The organism is Streptomyces sp. NPDC001709 (assembly GCF_053596375.1).
In genome coordinates this window covers 220,062-236,774 of the sequence record NZ_JBSFGB010000003.1, presented here as the reverse complement: position 1 = coordinate 236,774, position 16,713 = coordinate 220,062, and the positions used below count along the sequence as shown (strand labels likewise).

14 protein-coding genes are annotated in these 16,713 nt (G+C 74.4%); 11 read left to right on the top strand and 3 right to left on the bottom strand.

The window, feature by feature from the left end; all coding sequences use genetic code 11:
* The 11 genes from ACWC0C_RS06165 to ACWC0C_RS06115 are packed head-to-tail and all read left to right on the top strand — an operon-like array spanning position 1 to position 14,167.
* Positions 1-1,014: a HesA/MoeB/ThiF family protein gene (locus ACWC0C_RS06165; RefSeq protein WP_450861997.1), complete on the top strand. Its 1,014-nt coding sequence runs from the start codon at positions 1-3 to the stop codon at positions 1,012-1,014.
* Positions 1,011-2,510: an effector-associated domain EAD1-containing protein gene (locus ACWC0C_RS06160; RefSeq protein WP_449199181.1), complete on the top strand. Its 1,500-nt coding sequence runs from the start codon at positions 1,011-1,013 to the stop codon at positions 2,508-2,510. Before ACWC0C_RS06165 ends, ACWC0C_RS06160 begins: the two co-directional genes overlap by 4 nt.
* Positions 2,503-3,591: a JAB N-terminal domain-containing protein gene (locus ACWC0C_RS06155; protein WP_449199182.1), complete on the top strand. Its 1,089-nt coding sequence runs from the start codon at positions 2,503-2,505 to the stop codon at positions 3,589-3,591. The genes ACWC0C_RS06160 and ACWC0C_RS06155 overlap by 8 nt, the downstream gene beginning before the upstream one ends.
* Positions 3,539-4,411, top strand: coding sequence for a hypothetical protein (locus ACWC0C_RS06150; RefSeq protein WP_450861994.1), 873 nt, complete (start codon positions 3,539-3,541; stop codon positions 4,409-4,411). The genes ACWC0C_RS06155 and ACWC0C_RS06150 overlap by 53 nt, the downstream gene beginning before the upstream one ends.
* The gene (locus ACWC0C_RS06145; protein WP_450861993.1) at positions 4,408-6,324 is read left to right on the top strand and encodes an AAA family ATPase; all 1,917 of its coding nucleotides are present in this window, start codon (positions 4,408-4,410) and stop codon (positions 6,322-6,324) included. Before ACWC0C_RS06150 ends, ACWC0C_RS06145 begins: the two co-directional genes overlap by 4 nt.
* 39 nt (positions 6,325-6,363) lie before the next feature.
* On the top strand, positions 6,364-7,581 hold the full coding sequence (locus ACWC0C_RS06140; protein WP_449199185.1) for an AAA family ATPase: 1,218 nt from the start codon (positions 6,364-6,366) through the stop codon (positions 7,579-7,581).
* Positions 7,582-7,610: 29 nt separating this feature from the next.
* Positions 7,611-8,405 carry a hypothetical protein gene (locus ACWC0C_RS06135; protein WP_450861991.1) on the top strand — a complete coding sequence of 265 codons (795 nt, stop codon included), beginning with the start codon at positions 7,611-7,613 and terminating at the stop codon, positions 8,403-8,405.
* 3 nt (positions 8,406-8,408) lie between these two features.
* Complete coding sequence (locus ACWC0C_RS06130; RefSeq protein WP_449199187.1) at positions 8,409-8,675, top strand: hypothetical protein; 267 nt, start codon at positions 8,409-8,411, stop codon at positions 8,673-8,675.
* The gene (locus ACWC0C_RS06125) at positions 8,672-9,346 is read left to right on the top strand and encodes a hypothetical protein (RefSeq protein ID WP_449199188.1); all 675 of its coding nucleotides are present in this window, start codon (positions 8,672-8,674) and stop codon (positions 9,344-9,346) included. The genes ACWC0C_RS06130 and ACWC0C_RS06125 overlap by 4 nt, the downstream gene beginning before the upstream one ends.
* A gap of 37 nt (positions 9,347-9,383) precedes the next feature.
* Positions 9,384-11,003: a hypothetical protein gene (locus ACWC0C_RS06120; protein ID WP_450861989.1), complete on the top strand. Its 1,620-nt coding sequence runs from the start codon at positions 9,384-9,386 to the stop codon at positions 11,001-11,003.
* Positions 11,000-14,167, top strand: coding sequence for a hypothetical protein (locus ACWC0C_RS06115; RefSeq protein WP_450861987.1), 3,168 nt, complete (start codon positions 11,000-11,002; stop codon positions 14,165-14,167). The genes ACWC0C_RS06120 and ACWC0C_RS06115 overlap by 4 nt, the downstream gene beginning before the upstream one ends.
* Positions 14,168-14,187: 20 nt before the next feature.
* Here ACWC0C_RS06115 and ACWC0C_RS06110 read toward each other — a convergent pair whose 3' ends face one another.
* Genes ACWC0C_RS06110 through ACWC0C_RS06100 form a run of 3 tightly spaced genes read right to left on the bottom strand, consistent with a single transcriptional unit; the run spans position 14,188 to position 16,605 of the window.
* Positions 14,188-14,397: a radical SAM-modified peptide, FtsH ternary system-associated gene (locus ACWC0C_RS06110; RefSeq protein WP_069777248.1), complete on the bottom strand. Its 210-nt coding sequence runs from the start codon at positions 14,395-14,397 to the stop codon at positions 14,188-14,190.
* 6 nt (positions 14,398-14,403) lie between these two features.
* Entirely contained in the window at positions 14,404-15,417 is a 1,014-nt protein-coding gene (locus ACWC0C_RS06105; protein ID WP_450861985.1) for a radical SAM protein, read from the bottom strand.
* A gap of 30 nt (positions 15,418-15,447) precedes the next feature.
* Positions 15,448-16,605: a hypothetical protein gene (locus ACWC0C_RS06100; protein ID WP_450862284.1), complete on the bottom strand. Its 1,158-nt coding sequence runs from the start codon at positions 16,603-16,605 to the stop codon at positions 15,448-15,450.
* Positions 16,606-16,713: the final 108 nt, after the last annotated feature.

The window sequence follows — 16,713 nt, the reverse complement described above, 5'->3', positions numbered from 1 at the left end:
ATGGGACGCTTCGACCGGCACGCCCTCATCACCGGCTGGGACCAGCAGCGGCTGGCCGAGGCCACCGTCGTGGTGTGCGGAGTGGGCGCCCTGGGCAGCCAGTGCGCGCAGGCGCTCGCCCTGGCCGGGGTCGGCCGGCTGGTGCTGTGCGACCCCGACGACGTCTCGGAGTCCAACCTCAGCCGTGCCCCGCTGTTCCGCGCCGCCGACATCGGCCGGCCCAAGGCACCCACCGCCGCCCGCCGGCTCGCCGAACTCTCCCCGGTGACCCGGGCCGAGGCCCGGACCGCGCCCCTGGTCAGCGGGGTCGGCCTCGCGGAACTGCGGGAGGCCTCCCTGGTCGTCAGCTGCCTGGACAGCCTGGCGGCCCGGCTCCAGCTCGCCGGCCGCTGCCTCCAGGTGGGCGCGCCGCTGCTGGACGGCGGCACCAGCGCCTGGGGCGGCGAGATACGGCTGTACGAGCCGGACGGACCCTGCTTCGGCTGCGGCCTGACCCCCCGCGACCGCGCCGCCCAGGACGACCCGTGGGCCTGTGCCGACGCCGTCGTACCCGAGGTCGGCGCCTCGGCACCCGTCTCCGCGCTGATCGGCTCATGGCTGGCGGTGACCGCGGTCCGCCTGCTGTGCGGCGCCCCCGCCGGCCCCGGCGTGATCCGGGTGGACGCCGCCGGGGGTACGGCGACCCCGGTCACCGTGCGCCGCGACCCCGACTGCCCGCTGCACAGCCGTATCTCCGCCGAGCTGGTGGCTCCCGTCCCGGACACGGTGCTGTCCACCCCGGCCGACCTGACCGACCATCTGGCCCCCGAGGAGACCGTGATGACCTGGGCGCCGCTGCCCGGCTCCACGCCCACCCGCGAGTCCACCCGGCTCGCCGACGCGCCCCCGCGTGCCCGGCTCGCCGATCTCGGCGTGGCCCCGCGCGAGATCCTGCCGGTCCTCGCGACCGGCCGCACCCGCGCAATCCGCTACCTGGAACTGGCCGAGGCCGGCGGGAAAGGAACGCCCCGATGACCTACGACACCGGCAAGCTGCCCAACGAGATCAAACGCGAGCTGGTCGACCTGCTGGCGGAGCTCTACCGCACCCAGAACCAGGCCGAGGAAGTCCTGGAGGACATGGACTTCCCCCCGCAGGCCCGACCGCGCTGGGACGCGGGCCAGGAGGTCGTCGCCTACTGGCGGCAGGTGGTGCGTGCGCTGGAGCTGGGCGCCGTACAGCGGGACGGTGTCCACCAGCTGCTGGACACGGTGCTGCGCCGCTGGCCGGGCAACCAGGTCCTGCAGAAGATCCGCGCCTTCCTCGACGAGGAGGAGCGGGAGGAGCGCGGCACCGCCGGGAACGCCGACACGCTGTACCGCACGGTGGAGTTCGTGGGCAGCGAGGCCTACCCCGAACTGCTCAGACTGGTGCGCGAGCTGGTCGACGCCGACGCCGTCCAGCTGTACGCCGGCCACCGGCAGGCCGCCTTCCGGGTCGCCACGATGCTCCCGGACCGGCTGGACGAGCTGCGCGAGCGGGCCGCGCGCATCGCACCCGGCGTCGAAGTCCTCTACGGCGAGTACGACTTCCGCCCGACCCTGTACACCCGCCTGGAGGTCATGGGCCCCGACGGCCAGCAGTTCGAGATCCCGTTCGTGCCGAACACGACCCTGCCGAGCGAACTGGTCCCGGCCGTCTGGGCGCAGTACCGGCCCGAGGTGGCCCAGGACGCCAACGGGCATCTGCTGCGCGCCGTCGTCGACTACCGCGACGAGGGCGGCGATGCCCACCGCCTCGACCCGGAGCAGCCGCTGTACAACCAGGGCGTGCGCGACGGCGGCCGGCTGCAGATGTCCGCCGAGTCGACGGCCGGCGTGGACAGCTGGCTGCGCTTCGAGGCGCTGGCCCGGGCCCGCGACGACATCGTCGACTTCGCCGCCGAGCACGACGAGTTCACGCTCGTCTCGATGGACGACGACAAACTTCCCGTGGAGTACACGGTGGAACTGCACGTCCCCGGCTTCGCCCCGCCCGACGACCTGGAGTCCTGGCCGCTGGAGCCGCGCCGCATCGACCAGCACGAGCTGGTCGTCTGGATGCCCTCCGAATTCCCCATCCAGGCCCCGCGGGTGCGCTGGCGCTCGGACGTGTTCCATCCGAACATCGCCCGCGACGAGGACCGCAAGGGCGCGGTGTGCCTCGGCCCGCTGATGACGGACTACACCCCGGACCTCAGCATGTACTCCCTGTGCCAGATGCTCATCGACATGGCCCGCTACCGCAACTACGAGATCCTGCCGCACGACTACAAGATGGCCATGGACTTCGACAGCCTCGTGCAGGACATCATCGAACGTGGCGGATACCTGGACGGGGACGCCGCCGCGTGGGCGTTCTCCTGGGAGGGCCAGGAGAGCATCAAGGAGATCGGCGGCACCACCTGGCTGGCCCGGGCGGGCCTGACCGAACGGGCCGACCGCTCCCGGTTCCTTCAGCTCCAGCGCGTGGAGGGGACCCCGGATGAGTGAGGAGAACCGCGCCGGCGCGGCCAGCGTGCTGCTCTACAAGGGCACGTCCTTCGACCTGGTGGGCAAGATGACCCTCTCCTCGCTGATGGTCGAGGCGCTGCGCCGGGACCTGCCCGGCGAGCCGGAGGAGCCGCTGATCATGCATCTGCGGTATGTGCGCAGGCCCGATCCCCGGCTGGTGGACGGCCCGCGCACGATCCACAACCTGCGCAGCCAGATCGGCCGTCTCGCGGTGATCGTCTCGCAGGGCGGGGAGACCCTCATCGACCGCGAGTACCCGGTGCGCGAGCTGCTCGGCCCGGTCCTGCAGCACGTGGTGCAGCAGCTCGACCCCGACGAGAGCGTGTGGGGCTTCTGCATCGACCACCCCTCGCTCAGCGGAATCGCACTCGGCCGCTCGACCCCCGAGGTCGAGGGCACCATGGACCTCAACCTCCGCGAGACCAGGCGCAGTTTCACCGTGCGCAAGGTGGCCGAACCGCCGGTGCCCGTGGTCGACCCGGCCGAGCTGGGCATCGACAGCGCCGGGCTCGGCCAGGTGACGGTCCTGCTGTCCGGGGACATCCACGGTCATCTGCACGAGATGAAGCTCTCCCGCCGGCTGGAGGAGGGCGGCTTCCTGCTCGGCAAGGTGCTGCGCGTCCTCGACCCGGACCGATCCGGGCAGGCGGGCGAGGACGGCGAGGCGCCGGCCGACCGCTACCTGGTGGAGATCAACGAGGTCACACCGGCCGAGCACTCGGGCGCCGGAGCGCTGCACTTCACCTTCACCGGGGACTCCTTCCGCGAGGTGAACCAGCGCATTACCGCCTCCGGGCAGGACCGGCAGCTGATGGGCTGGTACCACACCCATCTGTTCTCGGGGAACGAGTCGGGTCTGTCGAGCATCGACGTCGATCTGCACCTCGGCACGTTCCGGCTGCCCTGGCAGGTGGCCGGACTGATCAATCTCAGCGGCGACGACCGGCTGCTGCGTTTCTACGCACGCTCCGGCGACTCGGTGCGCGAATGCGAACAGTGGGTGAAAGATGACCGCGGTCGATACCGCCTTGCGCGTGCTGTTGTGGGCGACGCCGGCTGACGGCGGCGCGGCCGCGCATCCGGCCCCGCCCGAAGGTGAACTGACAAACCCTCAGGAACTGGCGGCACCGCCGCCCGACGTCACCACGGCCGTCGTCCGGCTGGCGGCACAGACCGCCGCCCGGCTGCGGCTGGACGCCCTGGCCTCCCGTGAGCGACGGCCGGTCGGGGCCGGAGCCCTGCTGCTGGCCGCCGCCGTCGGCGGCCGGTCCCAGGCCCACCTGGCCGCGGAGGCGGTCCGCGCGGTGCCGCCCGCCCGCTCGCTGTGGGACGTGCTCGCCCACCACGCGGTGGTCGCGCCCGCACTGCCACACATCGGCGACCCGGCGCTGGCCGGCCGGCTGCGGGCCGCCTCACCGCTCACCGCCGTGCTCGACCGCCCCGACCCGGTCGGCGAGACCAACGCCGAAATCCTCCTGGAGGACGTACTGCTGACACACCCCCAGGGCCGCCGCCTCTTCACCACGGTCTACTGCGAGGCCCCCGCCTCCCCGGCCCAGGCCCTGTGGCGGGGGCGGCTGCTCGACCAGCTGCGGATGAGCGAGCGGGATCTGGTGATCGACGTGTACGAGGCGGCACTGCTGCGCCACACGGAGGCACACCTGTCCCTGATACGCCGGGCCCGCATCGGCCTGACCGTACCGCCCGACCTGACCGCGGCCCGCCCCGTCGCCTACTGGTGGGCCGCACTGGCCCGCCTGGAACGCTCACACCGGCGCCTGCTGCGAGCCCGCTCCGGCATCGACACCGCGTACTTGGCGGGTGTGCGCCTGTTTCGGCAGGTGGAGCGGTTGGAAGCGAGTGGGGGGAGTCCCGCATGACCAGGACCGTGCGCCGTATCTCCGTCGTCGCCCCGGACGAGGCGTCCCTGGCGGCCCTGCGTCGGCAGCCGCCCCGGATCACCGTCGGCGAAGCCCTCGCCTCGGGGCCGTACATGCTGCTCGTCCCGCTCCAGCCCGGCTGGGACCTGTTGAACTGGGGCACCGTCTCACCGGAACTGCTGCTCCAGTCCGAGCTGCCGTACGGCACCCCGGTCTACCCGCCGGCGTACTCGCCGGCCGCGTCCGCGCCGCCCGATCTGACCAAGCGGCCCGAGCCGGACGGCACCGGCGAGCCGCCCCGCGAGCAGCCCGCACCCGAGGAGCCGGTCTACCGGCACCCGCAGCCGGAGGACCTCCACGAGGACCAGGCCACCGTCCTCGCCTACGGCCGCGACGTCGCCCAGGTCGCCTCGCTGCTGCGCGCCCGGCTGTCCGTGCTGGTCGTCGCGGAGAAGCCGGTGGTGCCGCACCTGTGGCGGGAGATGGCCTCCCGGGCCGGTCTGCGGGCCGAGGTGCTGGAGGAGCCCCCCGAGGGCGACGCCGACGCCGAGCCGGAGGAGCAACCGCCGCCCGGCGATCCGCTCATCCCGGTGCAGCAGAACCCGCGCCAGCGCCTGCTGGCCCGGCTGCGCGAGCTGGTGCGCGGCCTCAACGACGACACCGTGCTCGTCGTACAGCACCTCGATCTGCTCGCCGGCGGGGCCGACGGACAGCTCTCGCCGGAGGCCAGGGAGGTGACCGAGCTGCTGCACGGCGCGCCCGAGCGGGTGATGCTCGGCTTCGCCGCACCCTCGCTGTCGGTACCCGAGGTGCTGGCCGAGCGGTTCAGCACCCGCGTGACGATCACCGGCGTCCCGCGCAGCGTCTGGTTCCGCGACGACCAGGAGGAACAGCCGCTCGGCCGGGCCCTGGTGACGGTGCGCGAGGCCGACCGCTTCGACCGCTACGACCCCGTCGAGTTCTACAAGCACGTCGCCGGCATGAACCCGGTGCTGCTGCGCCAGGCCATGCGCTACGCCATGAGCGTCCACAAGGACCACCCGGCGCCGGTCGCCCGCGACCTGTACGCCACCATCCGGGCGTTCAAGGCCCAGATGTCGAGCAACTTCGAGGTGCCGGACGTCGGTTTCGCCGACATCGCCGGCTACGACGAGGTGAAGGCCCACATCCAGCGGGCCATCGACATCGTGATGGGCCACCACCGGCTGCCACCCCAGTACGACCATCTGCGCACCAAGCTGATCCCGCGCGGCTTCATCTTCCACGGCCCCCCGGGCACCGGTAAGACCCTGTTCGCCAAGGCGATCGCCAACCGGATGAACGCCACCATCCTCGTGGTGTCCGGCCCGGAGGTCATGGGCACCTACGTCGGCGAGAGCGAGCGCAACGTCCGCGAGATCTTCGCCGAGGCACGCCGCAACGCCCCCTCGGTGGTGGTTTTCGACGAGTTCGACTCCATCGCCTCGCGCCGCTCGGAGCACTCCGACGGCGGCACCCGGGCCGGCAACGCCGTGGTCGCCCAGATCCTCACCGAGATGGACGGCTTCCGGCCCGAGGTGCCGACCCTGGTGATCGGCACCACCAACCGGCTGAACCTGATCGACGAGGCGCTGCTGCGGCCCAGCCGCTTCGAGAGCATCGCCATCGACCTGCCCAACGACGAGGCCCGGCTGAAGATGATCAATCTGCACGCCGCGAAGTTCGGCATCGACGTCGGCGGCGGCGTGGACGAGCTGATCGCGTCGGCGCTGCGCGGCCGCAACGGCGACGACATCCACTCGGTCTTCCGGGACGCCTTCGTCGCCGCCCACTTCCAGGATCCGCCGGTGCCGCCCACCCCGGAGCAACTGGGTCAGATCGTCGGCCAGTTGCAGCGCAAACGGCGTGAGCAGCGCCGGTCGGGCAGGCGCTGACGCCGTGACAGTCACGAGGAACACGAGGCAGGAGGCACGGTGAGCTGGGGCCAGGACACCACCGACACCATCAGGGACCTGGACTATGTGCGACTGCGGCTCGGCGCCGAGTTCGTCGGCCGCGAGCGTGCCGTACGGCTGCTGCAGCTCGCCGTGGTCTGCCGGGAACACGCGTTGCTGCTCGGCCCCACCGGCACCGCCAAGAGCGAGCTGATCTCCGCCCTCGCCCGGCACATCGAGGCCCGTCACTTCAGCTATCTGCTCACCCGGTTCACCGAGCCGTCGGAGATCTTCGGCGCGCTGGACTTCGAGCAGTTCCGGCAGGGCACCTACCAGGTGCGCACCGAGGGCATGCTGCCGAGCGCCGAACTCGTCTTCCTGGACGAGGTGTTCCAGGGCAGCAGCGCCATCCTCAACACCCTGCTCACCCTGCTCAACGAACGCCGCTACCACAACGGCGCCCGGGCCGAGAACGCCCCGCTGATCAGCCTGCTCGGCGCCACCAACGAGATACCCGACGATCCCGGCCTGACCGCGTTCTCGGACCGGTTCCTGATCCGGCTCCAGGTCGAACCGGTCGGCGGCACCGATCTGGAGCGGCTGCTCCAGGTGGGCTGGGAGCACGAGACCCGCCGGTTCACCGCCGCCGTCAAGGCCGCCGAAGAAGCCGCCGAACAGGCCCGGGGCGCGGACCCGCCCGCCCGGCCCCGCCCCGCCCGCACCTCGGGCACGCTCACCGTCGAACGGCTGGGCCGGCTCACCCTGCGCCTAAAGGACGTCGACCTCACCCCGGTCCTCGGCGAACACCGGGAACTGGTACGCCAGTTACTGATCCAGGGCGTCCGGCTCTCGGACCGCCGGCTGGTGCGCAGCCTGAAACTGGTCGCCGGGTCCGCGCTGCTGCGCGAGTCGCGCACCGCCGAGCCCGTCGACCTGTGGCCGCTGGCCCACATCTGGACCGACCCGGCCGACCGCACCACGGTGGAGGAAGCCGTACAGAGCGTGGTGGAGAAGCACGGCGGGGAGCCGGCCCGGCGGCGCCGCCCCGACCACGAGATCCTGCTCGACGCCCGGGAGATCGGCGCCCCGCTGACCGTGGGCCGCCCGCCCAGCGAGTGGAGCGTCGTCGAGGGGCTCCACAAACTCGCCGATCTGTCACGTGAGTTGAGGGAGCATCCACCCGTGAACACCCAGACCGAGGCAGAGCTGTCTCGTATCATTGCCGAAGTGAACGCCCTGCTCGACCAGTTCGAGTGAGGGCGGAACACACGAGGGGGTACCCCAGCATGTGCAATCCCCGACGGGTCCGCGTCCGGGCCTCCAGCCGGCTCACCCGCATGTGGCAGGAAGAGCTGCGCCGCACCGGCCGGGCCAGCGCCGAGGTGGCCGGCGAGGCCACGCTCCGGGAGGAGTTCGGCACCCTGCTCGGCGCCCCGACCCGCCGGGCGTTCGAGGACGCGCTCGGCGCCGACACCCGGTGGACCTGGCAGGACGGCGGCTACCGGCTCGAACTGGACGGCGGCACGGTCGTCTACGACCTCGACTCCGGCTGGATCGAGATGACCGCCCGGCTGAGCGACGTCGTGACCGCCGAGGCCGAGGTGACCCGCACCCTGCAGGGCACCGTGGAGGTGAACGCCACCGCCGAGCACTCCGAGCGGTACTTCGACGACAGCTGGGCGGGCCTGAGCAAGTCGGTGGCCGAGCGCACCGCCCGCGCCCAGGCCCAGGAGCGCGCCGACCGCGAGGCCGCGGAGCAGGCCGCCCGCCAGGAGGAACGGGAGCGGCTCGCCGGACAGCGCAGGCTGGCCGCCCAGCGCGACGAGATCGACGCCGAAGCTCGGGCCGAGGCCGAACGCAGGGCCGCCGCCCAGGCCGAGCAGCGCCGCGAGGAGCTGGAGCGGGACGCCGAGGCCCGGCTACGGGAGGCGCGGACCGGCTTCCTGCGCCCGGTGCACGAGGTGCTGGCCGTGGCCTACCGCGACGCCATCGTGGAGTACGCGCGCGCCCACGGCGTGCAGGACATCCAGGTCGACGAGACGGACGGCACGCTCAACATCCAGTTCGAGATGGAGGCCTGAGCGATGCGGGTCAGGGTCGAGTTCCGGTACAACGCCGAGACCGGCGAGGTGGAACTGTTCCAGGTGGACGACATCGGCCGCACCACCCGGATCGAGGACCACGACGCCACCCACGACGAGATCGCCTACGCCATCGGCCGGGTGCTGGACCGCAGGCCCGGCGTGGCCGAGGTGGTGGCCGACCGGGAGCGCGAGCCGCAGCCGTGGATCGCCGAAACCGACGCGGGCACCGAGGAACAGCACCGTGAGCGAAGGCAAGCCCACGAATGACGAGACCGCCCGACCTCCTGGCCTCCGCCGCACGCTGCTACGAGCAGACGGGCGACTACGCCCAGGCCGCCCGCTGCCACGACGAGGCGGGCCATCCGCTGAAAGCGGCCGAGCTGTGGGAGCAGGCCGGCGACCCGGTGCGCGCCGCCGACCGCTGGCTGCGCGCCCGCCGGCCGAGCCGGGCCGCCGAATGCCTGCTGTCCGCGCGCCGGTTCGAGGAGGCCGCCGAGTGCTACGAGAAGGGCGGCGACCTGCTGAACGCCGGCTGGACCCTGGTCACCCTCACCCGGTCGTTCGCCACCGCGGAGCACCTGTTCGCCCTCGCCGAGCCGCAGACGGCCGGTGAGCGGCTACGGCGCAGGCTCGGCCGGCAGCTCGCCGCGGCCCGCGCCTACGGCGAGAGCGAGACCCTGCTGCGCACCCTGACGGGCGTACCGGAGCGGATCGGTTCGCTCACCCCGGCCAGGGAGCGGGCCAGGGTCGAGCTGTGGGCGGTCACGGCGGCGGACCACATCCGCCGCCCGGACCTCGGCGCCCTGGTCTTCGCCGCCTCCTACCGGGCCGCCGTCACCGGCTGCGCCGACCGCTGGCAGCACTGGGCCGCCCGCACCCTCGGCGACACCACCGGCGTACCGGCCTCCGCAGCGCCGCCGGGCCCGGCACCGGCCTAGGCGAGCGGCACCACCAGATCCAGACATCGGGGGATCCATGAGCTATCTGAGACCGCGCAAGAAGCGGACGCCGCCGCCCGTCCGTCCGGTCGGACGCTTCACGGCGGTCCCCCTGAACCCGCAGGACCACACCATGCCGCCCCCGCCCCCGGGCGAACCGCCGGTCACCGAGCCGGGGGAGCGGGGCGAACCGTCCGGCTGGTCGGTCGCGGTCCGCTTCCCGTCCCCCCGCGCCGCCCTGGGACATGTCGCCGCCACAGTGGAACTGGGCCCGCCCGGCCTGCGCAGATCGCCGCACGACCACTCCGTGTGGGCGCTGCTCACCCTCGGACACCAGCCGGGCCTGCCGCTGGCGGCCGGTTACGGCGGTCTGGTCTACGAGGCCGACGCCGACGGCCTGCTGTGGCCCGACCCGACGGCCGGCGGCGCTCGGCGCGCCTTCGACCACCTGTCCACCGTCGCCGGATGGGAGCCGGTGTCCCTCGCCGAACTGGCCGCCCACAGCCCGGTGACCGGCCCGCCGCCCGGCCTGAAGGAGGTCGCCGTCCTCGCACCGGGAGCGCTGGGCCGCTGGCTGCTGCGCCGCTGCCTGGCCACCGGCGTGGAGACCACCTTCACGCTGGTCGAGCGGTGTGACCCGGACGGCCGGGCGGACCCGGGCTGGCTGCTGCTGCGGCTGCGCGCCCTGGACGGCGCCGTACCCGCCGGACTGGTCGAGACCTGCGACAAGCTGCCCGGCACCGTGGCCTGCCGGGCCGCCGACCCGGACTGCCGGATGCTGGTCGACCTGCGGCTGCGGCTGCCCCTGGACGACGCGGTCCTGCTCGAGGACGTACCGCCCGGACAGCACCTGGTGGTGGAGCGCGCCCTCGCCGGACCGCCCTGGCAGTGGCAGCCGCTGGGCGAACCCGGCGCGGGCGAACTCCTCTACGCCCGCCCGGTGCCGGGCACTCCCGCACCCGTCCGCACCCCGGTGCCCGTACCCGCCCTCGGGCCGCCACTGCCGGTGCGCCTGGTGCCCAGCGCACGCGCCCCGCACCGGGTCGACGCCGTACTGATCGCGGACGGCGAACTCGACAGCCTGCGCCGCTTCCTGCGCACCCGGCCCCTGCACGAGACCGCCGTGGTCGCCTTCGGACCCGGCCGCCATCTGGTGACCGAGCCGCCCGGACTGTGCCAGGCCCTGCCCTTCGGCGTGCCCGTCTACCAGGCCGGGCCGGGCGCCCTCTACCTGGAGAGCGGCTGCGTCCTCAACCCGCCGCTGCCGGACACCGCACGCGACGAGGTCCTCGGCCTCGGCCCGGACCTCGTCACCGTGCTGTGCCGCGACGGCGCCTGGCAGCTGCGCCTGGCCGACGTGCGGCCCGCCTGGCAACTGTGGATGCCCGCGCCGCCCGCCTTCGCGACCGGCCTGTCCCAGCGGGCCCGGGAGCTGCTGGACCGGCTGGCCACCGCGATGCCCGAACCCGAGCCCGCCGCACCGGCCGCGCCCCGCACCCCGGAGGCCGAACGGCGGCGGCTGAACCAGGTCGCGATGGAGCACTCCCTGCGCGGCGAGTACCGCAAGGCCGCCGAACTGCTGGAGCAGGCGGGCCACTTCCAGCGCGCCGCCCAGATGTACGAGCGGGCGGCGACCGAGCTGGGCGAGGGCCTGTGAGCACACCCCCGGCCGGCGCCTGGAGCGCCCAGCACATCCTCACCGTGCCCGCGGCCGACGCCCGCTGCCTGTGCCTGTCACCGGACGGCACCGGACTGGTCGTGGTGCACGGCGGCGAGGTCGTACGCCACGACGACGAGGGCCGCGCCGTATGGCGGCTGCCCTGGCCCGGCCCACCGCCGGCAGCCGACCGGCACCCGGGCACCGACGCGGCGGTGTGGACCCCCGACGGCGACCGGCTGTTCCTGCTCGGCGCGGGCCACCTGGTCCTCCTCGACGCCGACACCGGGGAGCCCGTCGAACTGCCCCCGGAGCTCCACACCGAGGGCGAGATCACGGCCCTCGCCCTCTCACCCGACGCCCGGCTGCTGGCGGCGGGACTGCGCTCCGGCGACGTCCTGCTGCTGTACCGCGCCGAAGGCACCGTGACCCGGCTGCGTGGTGTCGACCCCGTGGTCGAGGTGTGCTGGATCCCGGGCCGGCAGGACACCCTCTGCGTCGCCACGGCCACCTCCGCACAGCTGTGGGAACCGCACGGCCGCACCATGACCGGCACACTCGGCGGGCTCTTCGAGGGCCTGCGCCGGGTGGCCTGCTCCCCGGAGGGCCGGGCGATCGCCGTCGAGGACTACGCCGGGCTACGGCTGCTGGACCCGGGCTCCGGCCGGGAACTACGGCGGGAGTTCGTGCCGTACCGGATGAACGCGCTGGCCTTCGGCCACGACGGCTCGCTGCTGATCGCCGGCTCCGAACTGGACGGACTGCGCGTCCTCGGCCCGCACCTCGACGCCCTCGGGCAGCTGCCGGGCCGGGTGACCGGACCCGGCGCGCTGAGCCTTTCGGCCAGCGGGCTGTTCGCCGCCCTGCTCGACACGGACACGGTGGCGGTGTGGGAGCCGTCCGGCGCGGTACCGCGCCCGCACCGGCGCCGGGACCCGGCCGCGCTGCGCCGCTGGGCCAACGCGATGGGCGTCACCGTCGGCAAGGTCCACACCCGCACCGGGGAACGGCCCCCCGGGGTGCTGCGCGCCGTACGGCTGCCGGAGGCGGGACTCGGCTGTGTCGCCCCGGCCCTCGCATGGTCCCCGGACGGCGCCCGGCACTGGTGCGAGTCCGGTCCCGGCCGCATCCTCGAGTACGCCGCCGACGCGACCCGCCCCCTCGGCGGGGCACCGGTGCCGAGCTTCCCGCACGGCTGGTACGACGCCGCCTGCCTGGCCGGCGACCGGCCGGTGCTGGTGCTCGCCGCCCACTACGAACAGGGCGTCAACCGGCTGGTGGACCCGAGTGACGGCGGGGTGCTCGCCGAGCGCGTGGCGGGGCAGGCGGTCACCGCCGATCCGGTGCGCCCGCTGCGCTGGGCGGCGCCCGAACCCGGCCCGGACCCACGGCAGTTGCTGGTGCACGACCTGGCCCAGGACGGCGGCGGGCCACAGCGGCTGCCCGTGGAGGACGGGGTGCGCCGGCCCGCCTGGTCCCCGGACGGCCGCCTGCTCGCCGCCGGCACCCGCGGCCGGGTGATCGTGTGGGGCGCCGCGACCACCGGCCGGTGCCGCCGGGTGCGGGTGCTCGACTGGCCCGACCGGCAGGCCATGGTGTGCCGGGTGGCCTGGTCCCCGGACGGCAGCCGGCTGGCCGCCACGCCGGGCAGTGCCGGCGGCCCGGTCGTGGTCTGGGACACCGGCACCTGGCAGCGGCGGCAGATCTTCGGCGAGGCCGGCGGCCGGGACTGGGCGCCGGCACTGTCCTGGTGCGCCGACTCCCGGCTGCTGGCGTTCCCGTCCGCCGACCAGGACTCGGTGGCGGAGGTCTGGGACGCCCAGGAGGCGCGCCGCATCAGGGTGCTCGTGCCGCCGGACGGGGTCGGCGGGCATCTGTGGACGCTGCGCTGGTCCCCGGTGGGCGACCAGCTCGCGGCCACCTACAACTCCGGGGCCGCGGTGCTGTGGGAGCTGTTCACCGGCGGCCCGCGCACCGCCGCCGCCCCGGTCCCGCCGAACGGCCAGGAGGAACTGATACGGCTCGCCGTGCTCGCGGCCGTCCACGGATTCGGGGTGCCGCTGGACCTGCTGGCGGACGTCCTGGCGCTGCTGCGCGGCACCACCCCGCCCCGGCTGCGCACCCTGGCCGACCACCGCGGCCTGCACGCCCTGCGCGAACTGGGCTGGCCGGGCCCCGCCCTGGCGGGGCTGGCGTTGCTGCTGGTCGCGGACCTGCCCGCGGACCCCGCCTATCTGGCCCCGCCCGAGGTCACCCCGGCCGACCTCGCCCAGGCCCTGGGCCGGGCGCTGACCGGCTCCTCCATCCCCGCCCGGCGGTCCGCACCCACCCTCACCGAACTGACCGCGGCGCTGGGCACGGTGGACGACCGGCTGGTGGCGCTGCTGCGCATCCTCGGCCCCGAGGCGGTGGCCGCCGACCCCACCCTGCCGGCCCGGATGCGCCGGCTCCCGCTCTCCCTCACCCCGCCCGGACCCGCCCAGCGCGCCCTGCTGGGCCTGAGACTGCTGGACGGCGACACCGGCCTCGCCATGGGCGGCGCGGGCGGCACCGGCCGCTCCGGGCTCGCCCGGCACGGCCGGGCCGACCGGCTGCTGCCCACCCAACTCGCCCTGCCCACCGAGCTGCTCAGGGCCCGGCACGCCCGGGAGGAGCTGCTGTACCGCACCAGCAGCGGCCGGCTGCCGCGCGATCCGCACGGTCTGGTGCTGCTGTTGGACGACACACCCGCCACGCACGGCAAGGTCGGCTCCGTGCTGCGGCTCGCGGCCCATCTGATGGCCGCCACCGTGCTCCGGCTCGGGCGCCCCTGTGCCCTGGTGCCGCTCGGCGAGCCGTGGCGGTCGCGGATCCTGCAGGGCCCGGAGGACCTGGTCCATGTGTGGGCCGCGGGCCCGCTGACGGCGGGCGACGCACCGACGGCGTTCCGGGAGGCCGAGGTGGTGGCCGCCCGGCTCACCGCCGACATGTCCGGGCCGCCCCGGATGGTGCTGCTGTCCCATCCGTACCTGCGGCCCGCGCCGCGCCCGGGACTGCGCGAACTGCGCGTGCACTACCCGCACATCCCGTGGCGGGAGCCGGCCCGGCACCGGCAGGTACTGCCACCGGAGCCGTCACCGGAGGAGCTGCGGGCGGCACTGACCGCGCTGCTGTCGGACGAGTGAGACCGCCCCGGCCACCCCGGTCAGCCGCAGAGCATCTGCTCGATCGCGTCCGGCCCGAGCGTCTCCAGCAGCCGCTCCAGCACCTCCGGCCGGAAGGCGTCCCCGAGCACCTGGACGCCCCCGCCGTCGACGCTGATGCTGATCCGCACCAGGCGCCCTTCGGGATGCCGCTCGTACTCCTCGGGCTGGATCAGGTCGGGGATGTGCTCGACCATCCGATACTCGGCCATGGTGTGTCACCAACGTCCTTCCACCGCGGTGCCGCACCGCGGGCACCTGCCGTCCTCGAGGGTGTTCCCGCCCAGGGCCCAGATGTCCCGGGCCACCACGGTGGTGCGGCAGCGCGGGCACCGGGTGGCCCGCCCTTGGGCGCCCAGGGCACGCTCGACGTACACATGCAGCAGTCCCTCCTCGCGCCCGATGCGCACCCCGGCCTCGAGGTCGGCCACCGGTGTCGGCGCGTGGCCGGTGCGGCGGTGGGCGGGGGTGGCCCGGACCAGGTGCCAGGGGATCGCGGGGTCCATCGCGGCCAGCGCACGGGCGATCGGGCGCAGGGTGCCGGGTCCCGCGGTGAGTCCGGGGATCAGCGGGGTCGACACCTCCACCCAGACGCCGCGTTCCCGCAGCCCCGTGAGGGTGTCCAGGACGGGGCCCGGCCGGGCGCCGGTGAGGTCGCGGTGGTCGCGTTCGTCGAGGGTCTTCACATCGACGTTGACGGCGGCGACATGGCGCGCCGCGAGATCGACGGCCTCGGCGGTCAGGAATCCGTTGCTCTTCCAGACCACGTCCACACCGAGCGGGCGGCCCGACCGGGCCAGCGCGGCGGTCAGTTCGATGGCCAGCGAGGGCTCGGTGTAGGAGATCGCGACACATCCCGAGCGCGCGGCGGCCTCCCCGGCCACCTCCTCGGGGTCCACCGGCTCCGCGTCCCAGCGGACGGAGTCCTCGCGGCCGTACTGGGACATGCGGTGGTTGATGCAGTAGTCGCAGGCGAAGGTGCAGCCGGGCGCGGCGAGGGTGAGACAGGGTGTGCCCGGGCGGTAGTGGTACAGCGGTTTGCGCTCGACGGTGTCCCAGTGCCGTACGGACGACGCGAAGGTCGCGGTCTCCAGCCCGTCCCCGGTCCGGCGGCGTACCCCGCACAGGCCCGTCTCGCCGTCCTCCAGCGCACACCGGAAAGGACACAGCAGACACTGCACCCGCCCGTGCCGCTCCCGGTGGAGGACCGCCGGTGTCCACTGCATCCCCATGTCGCCAGGGTAGCTTCCGTCCCGCCCAACTTACGGGGAATCAACGTGACTTGGACTCTTCGTGGCGTCGAGCGCGGCCAGCACGGCCTGTCCCGCCTCCGTGTGCGCGCGACGGCGGGCGGCGGCCGACGGATCCGGAGACGGTACGGCCCGGGTGCCGGCGGACCGCAGGCGCAGCACCTCGGCAACGGCCCGGTCGCCGACGGCCTGCCGGTCGTACGCGGCCGGGTCGCACTGGAAGGCGAGGGCCGCCGCGGCCAGCACCCCGGCCGCCGACGAGCACCGGGAGGGACCGCCGGCCAGCAGTCGCCGCGCTCCCGCCGTCACATCGGGGCGCTCGGCGGCGAACAGGTCGGCCAGCGACTGCCCGGCCAGCCCGGACCAGCCGCCCTTGACCAGCGCCGCGGCCACCGCACCGGCCTCCTGGTCGCCGTCGGTGCCGTCCGGCGCGCCCGCGCCCGGGTGTCCGGACAGCCGGGCGGCGGCACCGGCCAGCCGCAGCCTGGCCGCGGGCGGCGGATGCGGGCCGTCGTAGTCCCGTTCGTCCCCGTCGTCCCCGCCACCCCCGGATTCGAGTAACTCCGCGAGCACGGTGGCGTAAGCGGGCCCGCACAGCACGGCGGCGCACACGTCGGCGAACGCCTCGCCCGCCCAGCGCTCCCAGTGGACGGCCCGGTCCGGGGGCAGACCGGCCGCCCCGACCCGCAGGCGGATCTCCTCGCCGAGTCCGCAGTCGTCGTCGACGTGGTGCGCGGCCTCGTGCGCCACCGTCAGCAGGGCGGGGAGGTGGGAGCCGAAGGACCAGGGCACGTCGATGACCGGGAACGGCAGCCGCGCGGCGGCCTCGCGGCCCTCGCGGGTGTGGATGCCGCCGCGGGGCAGCAGATCGTGGTAGGCGCTGCCCCGGCGGTGGGCGCGCGGCGAGGCGGACCGGCTGAAACCCACCAGCGGGGGCTCCTTGGGACGGGAGCCGGCGAGCCCCAGCGCGGGGCCGTAGCACTCCCAGGCCAACTCGTCGGCGGCGTCCAGGAAACGGCGGTACTCACGGTCGCGGCGCAGCAGGAACCGGGCGCGGTAGAAGTCCCACACATGGTGCAGATCCAGCACCCGGCCCGGCACCTCGTCGCCGCGCCCGTCCGCGAGCCGGGCCCGTGCGTCGGCCACGCCCGCCCCGAGCAGCGCGAGCACCGCGTCCAGTTGGCTGTGGTGCTTCTCCAGCGGCTCGCCGGCGCGGCTCGCGTTCTGCCACCGGCGCAGCTCCTCCTCCAGCCCGGCGACCGCGTGCGCACGCGCGGC